This is a genomic window from Pedobacter jamesrossensis (genome assembly GCF_042650905.1).
Lineage (GTDB): Bacteria > Bacteroidota > Bacteroidia > Sphingobacteriales > Sphingobacteriaceae > Pedobacter > Pedobacter jamesrossensis.
In genome coordinates this window covers 23624-41286 of sequence record NZ_JBHSBY010000124.1, presented here as the reverse complement: position 1 = coordinate 41286, position 17663 = coordinate 23624, and the positions used below count along the sequence as shown (strand labels likewise).

14 protein-coding genes are annotated in these 17663 nt (G+C 35.1%); 11 read left to right on the top strand and 3 right to left on the bottom strand.

Annotation, left to right across the window (positions count from 1 at the left end; translation table 11 throughout):
* Positions 1-195: 195 nt before the first annotated feature.
* Positions 196-1380, bottom strand: a complete 1185-nt coding sequence (locus tag ACFOUY_RS13370) for a proline dehydrogenase family protein (RefSeq protein ID WP_378961323.1) — start codon at positions 1378-1380, stop codon at positions 196-198.
* A 96-nt stretch (positions 1381-1476) separates the two neighbouring features.
* Here ACFOUY_RS13370 and ACFOUY_RS13365 point away from each other — a divergent pair, with 96 nt between their 5' ends.
* The 9 genes from ACFOUY_RS13365 to ACFOUY_RS13325 all read left to right on the top strand — a co-directional run bounded on the left by ACFOUY_RS13365 (position 1477) and on the right by ACFOUY_RS13325 (position 10713).
* Entirely contained in the window at positions 1477-1683 is a 207-nt protein-coding gene (locus tag ACFOUY_RS13365; protein WP_025142770.1) for an RNA-binding S4 domain-containing protein, read from the top strand.
* Positions 1683-2741, top strand: a complete 1059-nt coding sequence (aroB, locus tag ACFOUY_RS13360; protein ID WP_378961322.1) for a 3-dehydroquinate synthase — start codon at positions 1683-1685, stop codon at positions 2739-2741. Before ACFOUY_RS13365 ends, aroB begins: the two co-directional genes overlap by 1 nt.
* Before the next feature lies 1 nt (position 2742).
* Positions 2743-3699, top strand: coding sequence for a sterol desaturase family protein (locus ACFOUY_RS13355; RefSeq protein ID WP_378961321.1), 957 nt, complete (start codon positions 2743-2745; stop codon positions 3697-3699).
* Between the two features lie 657 nt (positions 3700-4356).
* Positions 4357-5190 carry a prephenate dehydratase gene (locus ACFOUY_RS13350; protein WP_378961320.1) on the top strand — a complete coding sequence of 278 codons (834 nt, stop codon included), beginning with the start codon at positions 4357-4359 and terminating at the stop codon, positions 5188-5190.
* A 94-nt stretch (positions 5191-5284) separates the two neighbouring features.
* Positions 5285-6424, top strand: coding sequence for a chorismate mutase (locus ACFOUY_RS13345; RefSeq protein ID WP_378961319.1), 1140 nt, complete (start codon positions 5285-5287; stop codon positions 6422-6424).
* A gap of 125 nt (positions 6425-6549) precedes the next feature.
* The gene (gene aroA / locus ACFOUY_RS13340; RefSeq protein WP_378961318.1) at positions 6550-7818 is read left to right on the top strand and encodes a 3-phosphoshikimate 1-carboxyvinyltransferase; all 1269 of its coding nucleotides are present in this window, start codon (positions 6550-6552) and stop codon (positions 7816-7818) included.
* A 72-nt stretch (positions 7819-7890) separates the two neighbouring features.
* Complete coding sequence (gene aroC, locus ACFOUY_RS13335) at positions 7891-8988, top strand: chorismate synthase (protein WP_378961317.1); 1098 nt, start codon at positions 7891-7893, stop codon at positions 8986-8988.
* A gap of 265 nt (positions 8989-9253) precedes the next feature.
* Positions 9254-9865: a DUF1684 domain-containing protein gene (locus tag ACFOUY_RS13330; protein WP_378961316.1), complete on the top strand. Its 612-nt coding sequence runs from the start codon at positions 9254-9256 to the stop codon at positions 9863-9865.
* Positions 9866-9963: 98 nt separating this feature from the next.
* A complete protein-coding gene (locus tag ACFOUY_RS13325; protein ID WP_378961315.1) occupies positions 9964-10713 on the top strand; it encodes a LytR/AlgR family response regulator transcription factor in 750 nt (249 codons plus the stop codon).
* A gap of 3 nt (positions 10714-10716) precedes the next feature.
* On the opposite strand, the gene ACFOUY_RS13320 is transcribed toward ACFOUY_RS13325, so the two are convergent.
* Positions 10717-13038 carry a tetratricopeptide repeat protein gene (locus ACFOUY_RS13320; protein ID WP_378961314.1) on the bottom strand — a complete coding sequence of 774 codons (2322 nt, stop codon included), beginning with the start codon at positions 13036-13038 and terminating at the stop codon, positions 10717-10719.
* Between the two features lie 301 nt (positions 13039-13339).
* Positions 13340-15760 (bottom strand): alpha-ketoacid dehydrogenase subunit alpha/beta, encoded by a 2421-nt coding sequence (locus ACFOUY_RS13315; protein ID WP_378961313.1) that lies wholly within the window; start codon positions 15758-15760, stop codon positions 13340-13342.
* Positions 15761-15931: 171 nt separating this feature from the next.
* On the opposite strand from ACFOUY_RS13315, the gene ACFOUY_RS13310 reads away from it, so the two are divergent.
* Positions 15932-16330 (top strand): DUF1573 domain-containing protein, encoded by a 399-nt coding sequence (locus ACFOUY_RS13310; RefSeq protein WP_378961312.1) that lies wholly within the window; start codon positions 15932-15934, stop codon positions 16328-16330.
* 62 nt (positions 16331-16392) lie between these two features.
* Positions 16393-17592 carry a pyridoxal phosphate-dependent aminotransferase gene (locus ACFOUY_RS13305; RefSeq protein ID WP_378961311.1) on the top strand — a complete coding sequence of 400 codons (1200 nt, stop codon included), beginning with the start codon at positions 16393-16395 and terminating at the stop codon, positions 17590-17592.
* The last annotated feature ends 71 nt before the right edge of the window (positions 17593-17663 follow it).

Genomic DNA, 17663 nt, shown 5'->3' with positions numbered 1-17663 from the left:
GCTATATGAAACCAGGCCTTTAAAATAAAAAAGTTCTTAGGCAGAAATTAACATTTTGTGGATAACACAACGAATTTTAGAAAATTTTATGCGTTGACCCTGATTAGTAATCCCTTTTAAAATGTATATTAAAAGTAAATGGTATTTTCTGTTGAACTATTCATCCAATCTGAAAACTAATTACTGGCAACTGATTTACAGTTTTCTTCTCTTTAATTCTCTTTCAATTAAACCAAGTTCTCTACCAGTTTGACCTGCTACTGAAGTATTTTCTTGTGCTCTTCTAAACAAATACGGCATTACAGCTTTAATTGGGCCATAAGGAACATATTTTGCAACGTTATAATTAGCATCTGCTAAATTAAAGCTTAAATTATCGCTCATGCCTAACAACTGTGCAAAATATACGTGTGGGTGGCTATGTGATACTTTTTTCTCATCCAAAAGATAAGTTAACAAACGACTGCTATCTTCGTTATGCGTACCACAAACAATTGCAATTTCTTCAATATGATCGACACAATAGCGCAACGATTCATTGTAGTCTCTATCTGATGATTCTTTATCTGGCTGAATGGGAGAAGGATAACCCATTTCGGCAGCACGTTTACGCTCCTTTTCCATGTATGCACCACGAACCATTTTTACGCCTAAAATAAAACCAGCAGCTTTTGCAATAAGGTGGTCGGCTTTCATATCCGCCAATTTATCGCTGCGATACATTTGATAAGTATTATAGACAATAATACGTTTCTGATTAAATTTACGCATCATATCTACAGCCAATTCATCAATCGTATCTTGAATCCAGGTTTCTTCAGCATCAATCATAATTGGCACCCCTTTTTCAAAAGCTGTACGGCAAATCATCTCACATCTTAATTTTACCTTTTCAAATTCTGCTTGTTCATAGTCAGCTAAGGTCTGTTTCGCATCTAACTTTTCTAACAAAGCAAAACGGCCAATTCCAGTAATTTTGAAAACTGTTATCGGGATATTGTTATCGCCATCGGCACGAAGAATGGTACGAATAATTTCCTGGCAAGTTTCATCAAAAACCTGCTCCTCCTCTTCGCCCTCGACAGAATAATCTAAAATGGTTCCAACACCACCTTTGGCAAGTTGCTCAATCGCCTTATCGCATTCGGCAATGGTTTCGCCACCACAAAATTGCTGAAAAATAGTTGCTTTAATTGCCCCCTGAATAGGCAAACCAATATTTAAAAAGAAATTAGCAACCGGTGGACCAACCTTTGTTAAAAAATTACTCCCAATCATTTTAAAAAGCCAATATGCTTTCTTCAGTTCGGCATTTGTTTTTTGGCGAAAAGCTACTTCTGTATTGTCGAAATTAGGTTGTTTGTTGGGGGATAAATCCATTTTTTAGCTATAAATAAAGTCAGATGGATGCAAAATTATAAAAAGCATCCATTGTTAAAACTAAAAAACTGTAAATAATCGTATTTTTGCAGCAAAATGATACAATTCAAATTAGAGGGCGAATTTATTCCATTAATCCAATTGCTAAAAGCAACAGGATTGGTTGGCACCGGCGGAGATGCTCAGGCTGCTGTGATGGACGGATTAGTAAAATGCAATGGCGAAGTTGAGTTTCGTAAGCGATACAAAGTTAGAGTTGGCGACATCATAACTTTTGAACAAGATAAAATCGAAGTAATTTAATGGAAACTTTAACAAGCGCAGGCCACTCTCTATATTTCGAAAGCAATTTAGAGGCTTTAAAAATACTTTTAGAAAGCAATAAGTACAGTAAGGTTTTTATTCTTGCTGATGAACACACCAGCGAAATATGTTTGCCAGTTTTTCAATCGCTGATGGATGATTTCTCAGATTTCGATTTGATTGAAACTTCTGCAGGTGAAGAAAATAAAAACATCGATTTCTGTATAGGCATTTGGAAAACCCTTTTGGATTTTGAAGCCGACCGCAAAAGTTTGATGATTAATTTGGGCGGTGGCGTAATTACCGATATGGGTGGTTTTATTGCCTCGACTTACAAACGCGGTATCGATTTCATCAATGTACCTACTACCCTACTTTCTCAGGTTGATGCTTCAGTTGGTGGTAAAACAGGCATCGATATTGATAATGTAAAAAACATGGTGGGTACTTTTACTTTGCCACAAATGGTTTTTATTGAAACAGAATTTTTAAAAACCTTGCCACAACGTGAGCTTTTATCTGGCTTTGCCGAGATGATTAAACACGGATTAATTTACGATAAAGCTTATTACGAAAAGTTAAAAACTACTGATTACTTAACACCATCTGCAGATGATATTTACCGTTCAGTAGAAATTAAAAACGAAGTGGTAACCATCGATCCGCAGGAGAAAAATCTGCGTAAGATTTTAAATTTCGGTCATACCATTGGGCATGCCGTTGAAGGTTATTCGTTGACCAATGATGAAAATCCGCTTACACATGGCGAAGCCATTGCAATTGGTTTTATTTGCGAGGCCGCTTTATCTATCAAAAACAGTGGTTTAACCAAAGAAGAACTTAAAGACATTAGTGACTACATTTTATCGTTATACCCTAAATACAACATTAAAAAAGAAAGTTTCGATACGCTTTTGGAGTTAACGAAAAGCGACAAAAAGAACGAAGATGGCAACATTTTATTCTCTTTACTAGAAACCACAGGCAAATGCACGTTTAACTGCCGTGTAAGCACCGCCGATATTTTAAGCAGTTTAGATTATTATAACAGTTTGTAAAATGAAGTACACCGGAAGTGATATTTCTGTAGGCGCATTATTTGGCTTTGTAATCGTTTTAACTTTGGTTGAAATGTATTTCAGCTATGCCAACGACAGAAAATTATACACCAAACGCGACACCTGGACCAATATTTATTTAATGGTTTCGGCAGTTGTAATTAATCTCGGTATGAAAACGGCAACATTCTTTCTCTTAGAATATTTCTACCAATTTAGGTTATTCCAAATCTCTAACATTTGGATTTACTGGATAGTTTTAATCCTCGCACAAGATTTTCTTTACTGGTTTTTACACACCGTTGGTCATTATGTACGCTTTTTCTGGGCAATGCATGTTACGCATCACTCATCAGAACATTTTAATTTAACCACAGGTTTTCGTTCTACTGTTTTCGAACCTTTGTATCGCGTTTTCTTCTACTTGCCTTTGGCGTTTATGGGTTTTACAGCAATGGATATCCTTTTTGCTTATCTGGTAACGCAGATTTATGGAAACTTGGTCCATACGCAGTATAATATAAAACTACCAAAATGGTACGAATATGTATTTGTTACACCATCTCACCACCGTGTTCACCATGCCAGCAATGTACGCTATTTAGATAAAAACATGGGCATGGTTTTAATTCTCTGGGATAGATGGTTTGGCACTTTTCAAGAAGAATTAGAGGAAGATAAAATTAAATATGGCTTAACTACCCAACCTAAAGATACTGGACCGGTTAATATTATTTTCCATGAAATTATTGCCTTAACTGCTGATGTTAAAAAAGCACCAACGTTTATAGATAAGATTAGATATATTATAAATCCTCCGGGTTGGAGCCACGATGGCAGTACAAAAATTGCTAAGATTATGCAGCAAGAATTACGTGAAGCCGAAGAACTGGAAAAGCAAAAGAATAAAATTAAAGATATCAACGAACAACAGCGAGAGTTAAGTTCGACGGGATAATTCTTTAGTCATATTGCCTATGATTTTAATTGTGGGTTATGTTTAGAAGTAGCAAAATCATAAAACTCGGTCTGTATTTTACAGGCCGTTTTTTGTTTAGCGTATTTTTTTTGCGAAAACGAATGGTTCCTGCTCTTTTGGCTAAACCTGCCCTGCTATCCATTTCAATCTTTTTGGCAATGTCAGTAAGAACCTTTAAATACCTGCAACAAAAAGTATTTCCGTTGCTATCAGGTTTACGAATTTAAAAACTGTGCTACGAAAACCCAGATGAAAATTTAATTCTCATTTTTGATCTAGACCAATGTTGCTTGCGCTCGTTTCTAACGAGTGCACAACAGAAAAGCGATTTAATCGCACATTTCAACACCTACTGTTAACCCCATTCAAACCTTTTATACTCATCATCAAAACAGCCTAAATCAAACAAAATTAAATTTTATTAAAAATAATTTCATTTTCCTATTGACAAATTAAATTTTGTTACTACATTTGGCTCAACGAAAAAAAGAAATGCAAATTACAAACACATATTACTTTGGTTACTTCTACTATTTTAGTAAGAGCCGGGGCTAATATGCAAAAAAATATATAACAATATTAAAATGTATAAGAAAGTCCCGGCAAACAGCCGGGACTTTTTTGTTTTACGCAAAAATGGAAACGACAAAACGAGTAGCAATTCAAGGTATTAAAGCATCTTTTCACGAAGAAGCAGCCTACAAGTTCTTTGGTAAAAACATCGAAACCGTAGAATGCAATTCATTTAAAGAAACTTGCGACAAGCTGGAGAAAAACGATGCCGACTTCGTAGTAATGGCTATCGAAAACTCTATAGCAGGCAGCTTACTGCCAAATTACACACTAATCCGAGATTACGGTTTCTCGGTAGTTGGCGAGGTTTACCTGCCTATTCAATTGCACTTAATGGCATTGCCGGGCGTAAAGTTCGAGGATATTAAAATCGTAACCTCACACCCTATCGCTATCCGTCAATGCATCGATTTCTTTTACGATTATCCACATATTAAAATCGTAGAAAGTAACGATACTGCGGCCTGCGCAAAACGTATCCAAGAAGAAAAATTAACGGATACTATGGCGATTGCAAACAGCTTAGCAGCAGAACTTTACGGATTAAATGTTTTAGAACGTCGCGTAGAGTCTAACAAAAAAAATTACACTCGTTTCCTTATCCTCAAAAAAGACAAAACAGACGAGGGCAAGAAAATAAATAAAGCATCAATCTGCTTTCAGGTTGGTCACAAAGCAGGTTCTTTAGCAACAGTTTTAAACATCTTTGCCGAACAAGAGGTAAGCTTAACAAAAATACAATCTATGCCAGTATTAGGTAAAAGAAACGAATATTACTTTTACGTCGATTTAGAATGGCCAAGTACCGAAAAGTATGATAAAGCCGTAAGAAAAGCATTAAAATACACTTCGAATTTTAATATCCTTGGAGAATATCTAAAGAACGATAAAGTCTAAAAGAGTTACAATTTTAGAATTACGAATTACCATTCAACAAAAAACAACATAATAATTAAACAATCGAATTATAAAATATTACAAGCCATAAATCATGAAACTTAATTTAAACATTCAACCTTTAAACACTTGGTTAAACGTTAACAACGAACCATTAATTATCTCTGGACCGTGTAGTGCAGAAACTGAAGAACAATTATTAACTACTGCGCATTTATTAGCAGCAACTGGTAAAGTATCAGTTTTAAGAGCTGGTATTTGGAAACCACGTACTCGTCCGGGAGAGTTTGAAGGTATTGGAAGCATCGGCTTAGAATGGTTAAAACGTGCTAAAGCAGAAACTGGTTTACCAACTGCTGTTGAAGTTGCAAATGCAAAACACGTTGAAGAGGCTTTAGCTGCAGGTGTTGATATTCTTTGGATTGGTGCACGTTCTACAGTAAACCCTTTCACAGTTCAGGAAATTGCTGACGCTTTAAAAGGTCATGATGTTCCTGTATTAATTAAAAACCCGGTAAATCCTGATTTACAATTATGGATTGGTGCTATTGAGCGTATCAACGGTGCAGGTATTACTAAAATTGGTGCAATTCACCGTGGGTTCTCTTCTTTCGAGAAAAGCTCTTTCCGTAACGAACCAATGTGGGAACTGGCTATCCAATTGAAAACTTTATGTCCGGAATTGCCAATCATTAACGATCCAAGTCACATTTGCGGTAATCGCGAGTTAATCCCTTACATCTCTCAAAAAGCTTTGGATTTAGATATGCAAGGTTTAATGATTGAATCTCACGTAGATCCATCAGTTGCATGGACAGATGCGAAGCAACAAGTTACACCAGCTGCTTTATCAGAATTGGTTGACCGTTTAACTGTTCGTGAACCAGAGGCTCCAAATGAAGCTTTCGCTGATAAATTAGCTGATTTACGTAAATCAATTGATAAAATTGATGATATCTTATTGCAGAAATTGGGCGAGCGCATGGCTATCGTTGAAAAAATTGGCGAGTTCAAACGCGATAACCAAGTAACCATTTTACAGGTTAACCGTTGGGATGCAATCATTAAAAAAGGTCACGCTTTTGCAAAAGCTTTAAAATTAGACTTAAACTTTACGGAGAAATTCTTAGAATTGATGCATGGCGAATCTATCCGTAAGCAAACGGAAATTATGAATGCGGGTAAAGCTGCCGAAGGAATTGCTGCTGAACAACATACTGAAGTTGCAAAATAAAACAGACGGTTTAAAGGTTTAAGGTGTAGGGTAAAACCATTTGCTTTAAACCTTTAATTTATAATAAATTTTCACAAACGATTTAAGTTCCCTCTCCTCAGGAGAGGGTTAGGGAGAGGCTATAAATGTCAAAAAATGCCTTAGTTTCTTTTAAAGGAACCAAGAATATTAATACGGAAATCCAGTTAACGGGCTCGAAAAGCGAATGCAACAGAGCATTAATTATTAGCGCTTTAAGCAAAAAACTGGTTAAAGTAGAAAACTTATCTAACGCTGCCGATACGGTAACACTAAATGGAATTCTTAATACACTTGAAGAAGAATTAGAAGTAGAAATTCAGGAATCGAGAACGGTAGATGTTGGTCCGGCGGGTACTGCAATGCGTTTTCTTTCGGCTTACCTTTCGGCCAAAAATGGAAACTTCTTGTTAACAGGAACTGAACGGATGAAACAACGCCCGATTGGAATTTTAGCCGAGGCTTTAAAAACACTGGGTGCAGATATTTCTTACGCAGAATCTGAGGGATTTCCACCTTTAAATATTGTAGGTCCTTTGAATCAAAAAACAGCTGAAGTTAAAATCAAAGGCGATATCAGCAGCCAATATATTTCAGCTTTACTGATGATTGCCCCTATTTTACCACAAGGTTTAACTTTAGAAATTGAGGGTGAATTGACATCTAAACCATACGTAGATATGACTTTAGATATGCTAACTGAAGTTGGCATTGAACATTCTTGGAATGGAAATTCGATTTCGATTAAGCCGCAAACTTTTAAACCAGGAACGCTTGTTGTAGAACCAGATTGGAGTGCAGCATCATATTGGTATAGCATTGCAGCTTTGGCTGATGAGGCTGAAATTAGTTTACCTGCATTAAAAGAAAAAAGTTTACAAGGCGATAGTCAGATTCAAAAAATCATGAAGATTTTTGGTATCGCAACCAGTAAAACGGAAACCGGAATTTCGATTAGTAACTTAGGTTTATCTTTAGAAACCAATCAGGTTTTAGACTTAAAAACTTGCCCTGATTTAGCACAAACCATAGTGGTAATTGCTGCTGCTTTGGGCAAAAATATGTCATTTACTGGTTTAGAAACTTTAAAAATTAAAGAAACAAATAGAATTGCGGCTTTACAAAATGAATTGGCTAAAATTGGCGTAACTTTAACTGAAGATAATTTGGTTTATACTTTAAATACCGCTGAACTTCATTTTCCTGAAAAAATTAGCATTGCAACTTACGAAGACCATCGAATGGCCATGGCTTTTGCACCGCTTGCCCTAATGATTAACGAAGTGGAGATTGAAGAAATGCAGGTTGTTGAAAAATCTTATCCTTACTTTTGGGAAGATTTGAAGAAGGCGGGATTCGCAATTAGTATCAAGTAGCGAGTATTAAGTATCAAGATTAAACCAAATGCTTAAAAATCGTAAATCTAAAATCATCAATCTAAAATAAACATGGCAGGCAACTCATTCGGACAACTATTTCGCATAACTACCTTTGGCGAATCTCATGGCGTGGCCATTGGGGTAATTATTGATGGCTGTCCGGCGCAATTAGATATCGACATGGATTTTATTCAATCAGAATTGGATAAACGTAAACCAGGTCAATCTAAAATTACGACACAAAGAAAGGAAAGTGATACGGTTCAAATTTTATCAGGCATTTTTGAAGGAAAAAGTACAGGAACACCAATTGCTTTACTTATTCCAAATGAAGATCAACGTTCGAAAGATTATGGACATAATGTTGATGTATACCGCCCTAGTCATGCCGATTATGTATATGATGCAAAATACGGCATCCGCGACCATCGCGGTGGCGGACGTTCATCTGCACGCGAAACAGCTGCCCGTGTAGCTGCTGGTGCCATTGCTAAATTGTTTTTAAAACAACAAGGCATTGAAATATTTGCTCACGTAACTTCAGTTGGAACTATCGAAGCACCAAATTTAGAAAGTAACGATTTATCAGCTTTGCTGAATATTAGAGAAGAAAATATTGTTCGTTGTGCCGACCCGGCAACTGCACATGAAATGATTGAATTTATTGATTCAGTTAGAAAAGATGGTGATACTGTTGGTGGTAAAATTAGTTGTGTAATTAAGGGTTGTCCGGCTGGTTTGGGCGAACCTGTTTTTGATAAATTACATGCCGATTTAGGTAAAGCGATGTTGAGTATTAATGCTGTTCATGGTTTCGAATACGGCTCTGGCTTTGCCGGAAGTGAGCTAAGGGGTTCTCAGCACAATGATATTCCTCAACCAAAAGCAGCAGATTCAAAAGTATTTAAAACGACAACAAACTTTGCTGGTGGCATTTTAGGTGGCATTTCTAACGGAATGGATATTACTTTCAAAGTGGCATTCAAACCTGTTGCTACCATTATGCATAATCAGCAAACGATTAACGCAGCGGGCGAAGCATCAGAAATTAAAGGCAAAGGCCGCCACGACCCTTGTGTTGTACCAAGAGCTGTGGTAATTGTAGAGGCTATGGCCGCTTTGGTATTAGCTGATCAGTTTTTAAGAAATAAAGTGAGTACAGTTTAATTGATAATCCGTTGTCATCCTGAGAGTTAATTTATTTCATAAAATCAATATAAATGACATTATTAAGAGAATGAATGATTAAGTTCTGTGAAGACACAGACCAAGGGAGCAGCTTAGATTTTCTTTGATGCCTTAGATGGTTTAAAAACATACGTTTATATAACATCAATGGTAGCCTGCCGAAGGACTTTAATGTATTGGTCTGGGACAAGATCAGACTGCCAAATTTCATAAATGACTAGAATTGTTAATTTACAAATCAATCATGATAAAACTCTTCCCCATCTTATTCCTCTTCTTTAGCTTAAATTCTTTTGCTCAATCCTACTCCGAGCAAATTGCTAAACATCGCGAAGAATACAAACAAGATTTCGTAAAAGATAGTTATGCACCATTAAAGGAGAATGATTTACAGAACCTTCATTTCTATGATGCAGATAGTACTTATAAAGTTTCGGCTATGGTTGAAATTTTAAAGAACGAAAAGGTTTTCAAAATGCCTACTTATGACGGCACCAGTAAAGAATTTTATCGCTATGCGAAAATCAGTTTCAATTTAAATGGAAAGCAGACAACAATGACTTTGTATAAAAGCATTGCATTGGCTAATAATCTTGCATATAAAGATTTACTATTCCTTCCATTTACTGATGAAACAAATTCTAAAGAAACTTATGGGGGCGGCCGATATATTGATTTAAGTTCAAAGGAAATTGCAGATAATAAGATTGAAGTTGATTTTAACAAAGCTTATAATCCTTATTGTGCTTATAGCGATGGATATCGTTGTCCTGTTCCCCCAGAAGAAAATGATTTACATTTAGAAATTAAAGCCGGCGAAAAACTTTACACTGGTGAAAAGAAATACAAGAAATAATAACGACTACAGTTTGTTTAAAGATTCTAAAAGAACTATATTTAGGTAAAACCAATGTTACAATACGATTGTTTACAACTTACTAAATTGATCTTTTGATGATATATAGCTGTTTAATTGTAGACGACAATGAGATAGAACGCGATGCAATAGAAATGCACGTTAAAAAAATCCCTTCTCTAAAAATCGTTGCTGTTTGCGAAGACGGTATGGAAGCCGCTTCTATACTAAGTAACACTTCTGTAGATATCGTTTTTTCTGATATTGATATGCCGGAAATATCAGGTACCACTCTTTTAAAAACTTTAAAAAATAAGCCTCTTTTCATATTTATAACCTCATTCAGTCAATATGCTGCTGAAAGTTTTGATTTAGATGCGCTGGATTTTATCGTAAAACCGGCAACTTTTGAAAGATTGCTAAAAGCAACAAACAAAGCAATTGAATATATAGAGCTTAGAAAGCATGTTTTGCAAGCGCCTCAAGAAATACCGAAAGAGTTAGACAAAGGCGATGATTATTTCTTTTTTAGGGAAACAAAGGGCATTACAAAATTAAATTACAGTGATGTTGTTTATATTGAAAGTATGGGCGATTTTTCTAAAATTTATACTGGGAGCGATAAACATATTATACTTGTTGGCCTAAAAAATCTGGAAAAACAACTTCCCGAATTTTTCTCTAGAGTTCATAAACAATATATTATCAACGTAAATCATATCTCAACAATAGCCTCTCACGAAGTTCACCTCAGTCATAACTTCAATGTTCCGATAAGTGCTAATAACAGACAAGAATTATTAGATAGAGTTATTGATAAAAAAACCTTATCAAGATTTAAAAAGTAATTTTTAATACGCTTTTTTTAACCATAAGGTAAATTGAGTTCCTTCATTTTTGGTTGAGTTAACGGTTATTTTACTATCCATTAGCCCCATAAATGTTCTACAAAGCAGCAAACCTAAACCAGTTCCCTTTTCTTTATTTGTACCTGGGGTGCTAACTCCTGCGCCTTGATATTCAGATTTATTAAAGTGGCTAACCTGCTCTTCAGACATGCCAACACCATTATCGTTAACCTTAATTTGTAATTGTTCACCGTTTGATTCTGATGATAAGGTAATTATGCCTTTTTCGGATGTAAATTTTATAGAATTACTTATTAAATTGCGTATTACTAAAGAAAACATATTCGAATCTGCCTTAAATAATGTGCCTTTATCAATGTTATTCTGAATTGTAATTTGCTTTAAATCAGCAACACTATGAAGGGAATTCACCACTTCTATACTTAAAGAATATGCATCTATAGTTTCTAAATAAGGATTAAATCCCTGCATTTGGCTTGCAGCCCACTTCAGCAAATTCTCCATCATGGATGAAGTATAGGTTAGGCTATTTTTTAATGATGCAGCATATCGGTTAAGTTTTACCTGTTCAATATTACCTTCCTCGAGAAGTTGAATAAATGAAATCAACGAATTTACAGGCGTGCGCATATCATGACTTACCACACTAAAAATTCGATCTTTTACTCTACCCAATTGCTCAAGTTCGCGTTTTTGCTTATTTATTATTTTATTAAGACGTGTTGTTTTTCTTTGATTAAAATAGATTAAGCCTGCGGTAAATAAAACTAATGTAATTGCAACCGATAAGAATATTTTAATCTTACCATCGTACTTAATTTGCTGCTCTTGTACAGAAATTTGTCTGTTTTTTTCTAAAGTTTCATTTCGAGATTGTAGCTGCGATCTTTCAAAAATGCTTCCCTGAACTATTTTTTCGGCTTCTAAATCCTTTTGTTTTTGTAAAAACTTTAAACGTTGAAGTATTTTTTCTTTATCACTCAGCGCTAATTCCTGCTGTCTTAAAACGAGCTTTTGCTGTTGCTGTTTAGCCAATAAAACCTGTTGTTGTAATACTGCATCAGTAACCTGTTGCTTCAGCTGATAATCTTTTTCTTTAACACCGAAATCGAGTTGCATTTGCCTACGCGTAATTTCACGCTCTTTTTCCTCATTAAAAATTTCATCTTTTACTAAAACATATTGTTTGTAAAAAGCTAAAGATTCATCGTATTTTTTCAATTTATCATAAGCCTCACTTAATACGAGATTTGCATCTCGTTCAATATCTAAAAACTTACTTTGCTGTGCAATATTTAAGGTTTGGGTTAATAATTTAACGGCATTTAAATAATCCTTTTGGTGATTATAAAAGTTACCAAGCGCCAGCAGGCTTTCAGCATAATCTCTTTTAGCATTAGATTTTTTTGAAATCTCAATAGAACTTTGAAATGATTTAAATGCTAAATCACTAAGTCCCATTTTTTCGTAAACTAAACCAATATTTGTTTTGTTAGCGCTTAAAATATCATCGTTATCATCGACCAATTCAGCTATTTTTAAAGATCTGTTAAAATTTTCAAGAGCAGCATTTAATTTTTGATTGGGTAAAATATCCATAGATATAAGTTCTGCTGGCGAAGCTTTAAAATATGCAGTCCCAATGCCTTCATAAGCTAATGCCTGCCCGCGATAATCTTCATTTTTAATAAAGAACTTTAAAGCCATGCGCAAATACTCCAGTGCTTGCTTATGCTGTCCTAAATCTTGATATATTTCTGAAATATTTAAATAACAGCTTGATAAATTATCTTCACTATTTGTTTTTTGATAAATGGCCACAGCCTTTTGATTCATTTCCAACGCTTTACCATAATCCGGAATAGCTATATACATGGCGCCTAAGCTCATATATATTCCAGCAGCCCTTTCTTGATTATTAATTGATAAATATTCTTTCAGAGCTTTTTTATAATTTTCTTCTGCTTTTTGATAATTATTAACACCATGATAAAAAAGTCCAGCCCTATTGTGTGCTAATCCCGCAAGATTTTTAGATCCTAATTTATTTGCAAGCTGCAAGCTTTTCAAAGCATATTCTTCAACCTTATCCTGATTATTTAAACGACCATACAATCTTAATATATCAATATATAGGGATGCCTTAACAGAATCTTGTTTTATGTATTTTTGATTGACAATTAATAAACTATCTAATTTCTGCTGAGAAGTTTTAGTTTGCGCTATTGAATTAACCGCTATTATAAAAAAAGCGAAACACGCTATAAATCGCTTGAAGATTTTTAAGTTAAATAAACATTTCACGAAATTAAAGCACCAATAATCCATCAGATAATACCTATTATCAAGAAACAAATTTGAAATTATTAAGAAAAATCAAATAGCAAAAAAACAAACTAAACAACTGCTAGTTTGGCAGATAACGAACTTATGAAACAGGAATGATTGATTTCTTAATTAATGTGTAATATAATTTTTTTTATTTGATTAAGGTAATCATCAATGCATTTTAAGTACCTGCAAGAGGTATAAGTAGGAAAAACCCGTGTTTCACAACTATAAGTTTTAAACGCAGATCTTTTTTGATAAATAATCGATTAAAGTCTTAATAAATTGAAGGATATTTTAATGGATTAGCATCATGCATCATCTTATATATGGTTTCTACAACGTCATCAACAGAAGGCTTACTAAAATAGTCTCCATCAGAACCGAAAGGCGGGCGATGAGGTTTAGCGGTAAGAGTTTTAGGTTGGCCATCCAAATGAAAATATCCGTTTTGCTCTTCTAAAATTTGTTGTAAAATGTAAGCGGAAGCACCGCCCGGTACATCTTCATCTACAACCAAAAGCTTACTGGTTTTCTTTAAAGATGCTGCACAAATATGCCCTTTATCAAATGGTAATAATGTTTGTGGGTCTATTATTTCTACGGAAATCCCTAAACTAATCAATTCCTCTGCTGCTTCCTGCACAATTCTTAAACTCGAACCGTAAGAAACCACAGTAATATCCGTTCCTTCTTCCAATACTTCGGCCATGCCCAGAGGCACCGTAAATTCACCAACGTTATTTGGTAATTTTTCTTTTAAGCGATATCCATTTAAACATTCTATCAAAACAGCTGGTTCATCAGCTCTGAAAAGGGTATTGTAAATTCCTGCAGCTTGTGTCATATTACGTGGTACGCATAAGTGCAAACCTCTTAAAGAGCCTAGAACCATGCTTATTGGCGAGCCAGAATGCCAAACGCCTTCTAATCGATGTCCTCTCGTTCTTACAATTACTGGAGCTTTCTGAATACCTTTAGTACGATAAGACAATGATGCTAAATCATCACTAAGTACATTTAGTGCAAATATTAAATAATCCAAATACTGTATTTCGGCTATAGGCTTTAACCCACGCATAGCAAGTCCAATACCTTGCCCCATAATGGTCATTTCACGAATACCAGTATCTGTAACTCTTAATTCGCCATATTTGGCTTGTAAACCAGCAAAACCTTGGTTAACATCACCAATATTACCTAAATCTTCACCGAATGCAACCAAACGTGGGTCGCGGGCAAAATTCTCATTAAAACAAGCGTTTAAAACTTCTCGCCCATCAACCATTTTTGATAATTCATCATAAACAGCATCAACAACCTGAATCTTATCAGGTGCTTCATTTCCATTAGTATGGAGCTTTGAATTATATCTATCGTAATTAACGGTTTCTTGTTTTTTGTACCAGGTAAGCAATTCATCACGCTCTGCAGAATGTTGTTTTGCAGATAAACGTATTGCTTTACGAGCTGCTACAAAAATTTCGCGACGCTGAGCATCTGCTGTTGCGGCCAACTGTGCCGATATTTTAGCCAGTTCTGGTTGATTTTGAGCCATAGCCGAAATAAAATCGACAACTTGTTTTTGTTCAGGTTTCATACTGTCCAAAAACTCATTCCATGCTTCTTTTTGAGCGTTACGAACAAAGCTTTTTGCTGTTTTTTCAAGTTCAGCAATTTCTTCTTCTGTTACAATTGCCGATTCTAACATCCACTCCCGCATTTTTAAAATACAATCGTGTTCGCTTTCCCAAGATAATCTATCTTTTGATTTATATCTTTCATGAGAACCAGAAGTGCTATGTCCCTGAGGTTGAGTTAATTCGGTAACATGAATTAAAACCGGCACATGCTCGTCACGACAAACATTAATTGCCTTTTCATAAACCTCACATAAGGCGGGGTAATCCCAACCTTTAACTTTATAAATTTCGTAACCTGCAACGTTTCCTTCTCGTTGAAAACCTTTTAAAACTTCAGAAATATCTTCTTTAGTGGTTTGATATTTAGCAGGAACAGAAATTCCATAAGCATCATCCCATATAGAAATTGCCATTGGAATCTGTAGAACACCTGCAGCATTTATGGCTTCAAAAAATACACCTTCTGATGTTGAAGCATTACCTATTGTACCAAATGCCACCTCGTTTCCATTAACAGAAAAATGCTTTAGATAATCTAGTTCCTTATTCTCTCTGAACAGTTTTGAAGCATAAGCTAAGCCAACTAACCGAGCCATTTGACCACCTGTTGGTGAAATATCTGATGAACAATTTTTAATTTGTGTTAAATCGTTCCAACTGCCATCTTCATTAATTGATTTTGTAGCAAAATGGCAATTCATTTGTCTGCCACCAGAAAAAGGATCTGCTCCTTCTGTAGGGTTTGCGTACAATTGGGCGAAAAATTCCTTAATTGTAGAAATACCTGTAGCAAATGCAAATGTCTGGTCGCGGTAGTAACCAGAGCGCCAATCGCCTTTTTTAAATGCTTTCGCCATGGCAATTTGAGGAACCTCTTTTCCATCACCAAAAATGCCAAATTTTGCCTTACCAGTTAATACCTCCCTGCGTCCTAAAACACTGGCCTGCCTACTTTCATAGGCAATTTTATAGTCGTTAATAACAATTGATTTAAAATCGTTAAAACTCAATTCAGAAGCATCAATAGAGTTGGTAATCAATTTTTCATTCTGCATCGTAATCAAATATTGGTTGCGGCAAATATATACAAAATTAAAAGTTTGCCTTTATCCTTGAATGTAAAATTATATATTGATTAATAAAATAATCTTGGAATAGTTTTTGTTTTAACTTAGAAATATTAAATTTGTTTTATAAATATCAAAAAACAATTTCAACACATAAACATGAAAAAGATATTCGTATTATTCGCTTTTGTAATGGGTTTTGGTTTAATGGCCAATGCACAAACTGCAGCTAAGCCTGCTGAATTTAAATTTGAGGCTGAAACTCACGATTTCGGAAAAATTACGGTTAACAAGCCTGTAACTTACGATTTCAAATACACCAACGTTGGCGAAGAGCCATTAATTATTACTAAAGCTGAGGCAAGTTGTGGTTGTACCGTTCCAAAATATACAACTGTTCCTTTGAAAAAAGGTGAAACAGGTACAATTTCAGTTACTTTTAGTGCTGCTGGAGCACCACAACCATTTACAAAAACAGTAACCGTTACTTCGAATGCTAAAACACCTGTAAAAGTGCTTTATATTAAAGGCGAAACAGTAGCCGCAGCTTCTAAATAATTTTTTAATCGATAATATTTAAAAAGTCCCGATTTTCATCGGGACTTTTTTATTTTTGTACCATGCCAAAAATTTCACAAAAAGGGTTGCAGATGCCTGCATCGCCGATCAGAAAGTTAACTCCATTTGCGGATAAAGCAAAACAAGATGGTAAAAAGGTTTTTCACTTAAATATCGGCCAGCCAGATATTGAAACACCTGAAGGAATGCTAAATGCAATTAAAAATATTGATTTCGATGTTTGGGCATATACTCCATCCGAAGGTACTTTAGCTTACCGTTTAAAACTAACTGAATACTACAATAAATTAGGTTACAACATTAAACCTGAAAATATATTGGTAACCGTTGGTGGCTCTGAAGCCATTACTATTGCAATGCAAACCTGTGTAAATGAAGGTGATGAAATCATTATTCCTGAACCTTTTTATGCAAATTATAATGGTTTTGCCTGCATGAGTAATGTTGTAGTCAAACCAATATTATCTTACATAGAAAATGGCTTTGCCCTGCCTCCTATTGCTGAGTTTGAAAAACTAATTACAGAAAAAACTAAAGCGATTATTATCTGCAACCCAAATAATCCGACAGGTTATTTGTATTCGAGGGAAGAATTAGAAGCCTTAAAAACACTTTGCCTTAAATACGATTTGTTTTTATTCTCTGATGAAGCTTATCGCGAATTCTGTTATGATGGGCTTGAGTTTATTTCGCCTATGCATTTAGACGGATTAGATGAAAATGTAGTAATTATGGATACCGTTTCTAAACGTTACAGTGCTTGTGGCGCTCGTTTAGGCTGTTTAATAACAAAGAATTCAGATGTTATTGCTTCGGGATTAAAGTTTGCACAAGCAAGATTAAGCCCTGGAATGGTAGAACAAATTGCTGGTGCTGCAGCTGTTGACACGCCAGATAGTTATTTTGAAAAAGTTAATACAGAATATACTTTACGCAGAGATACCTTAGTTAATCGCTTAAATAATATAGAAGGTGTTTTCTGCCCAAATCCGGGTGGTGCATTTTATGTGGTTGCTAAATTTCCAATTGATGACTCTGATAAATTTTGCCAGTGGATTTTAGAAGAGTTTGAGCACAATAACCAAACAGTTATGATGGCGCCAGCTACAGGTTTCTATTCTACCCCGGGTTCTGGTAAACAAGAAGTACGTATGGCTTATGTTTTAAATACTGATGATTTAAATTCGGCAATGGATTGTTTGGAAATTGCATTACAGCAATATCCTGGCCGCAAAATTTAATAGTTAAAGTACCTTTTAAAAATAAGAGGCTGTATCACAATAAAAAATTCAGCTATTGTAAAAGAATTTAA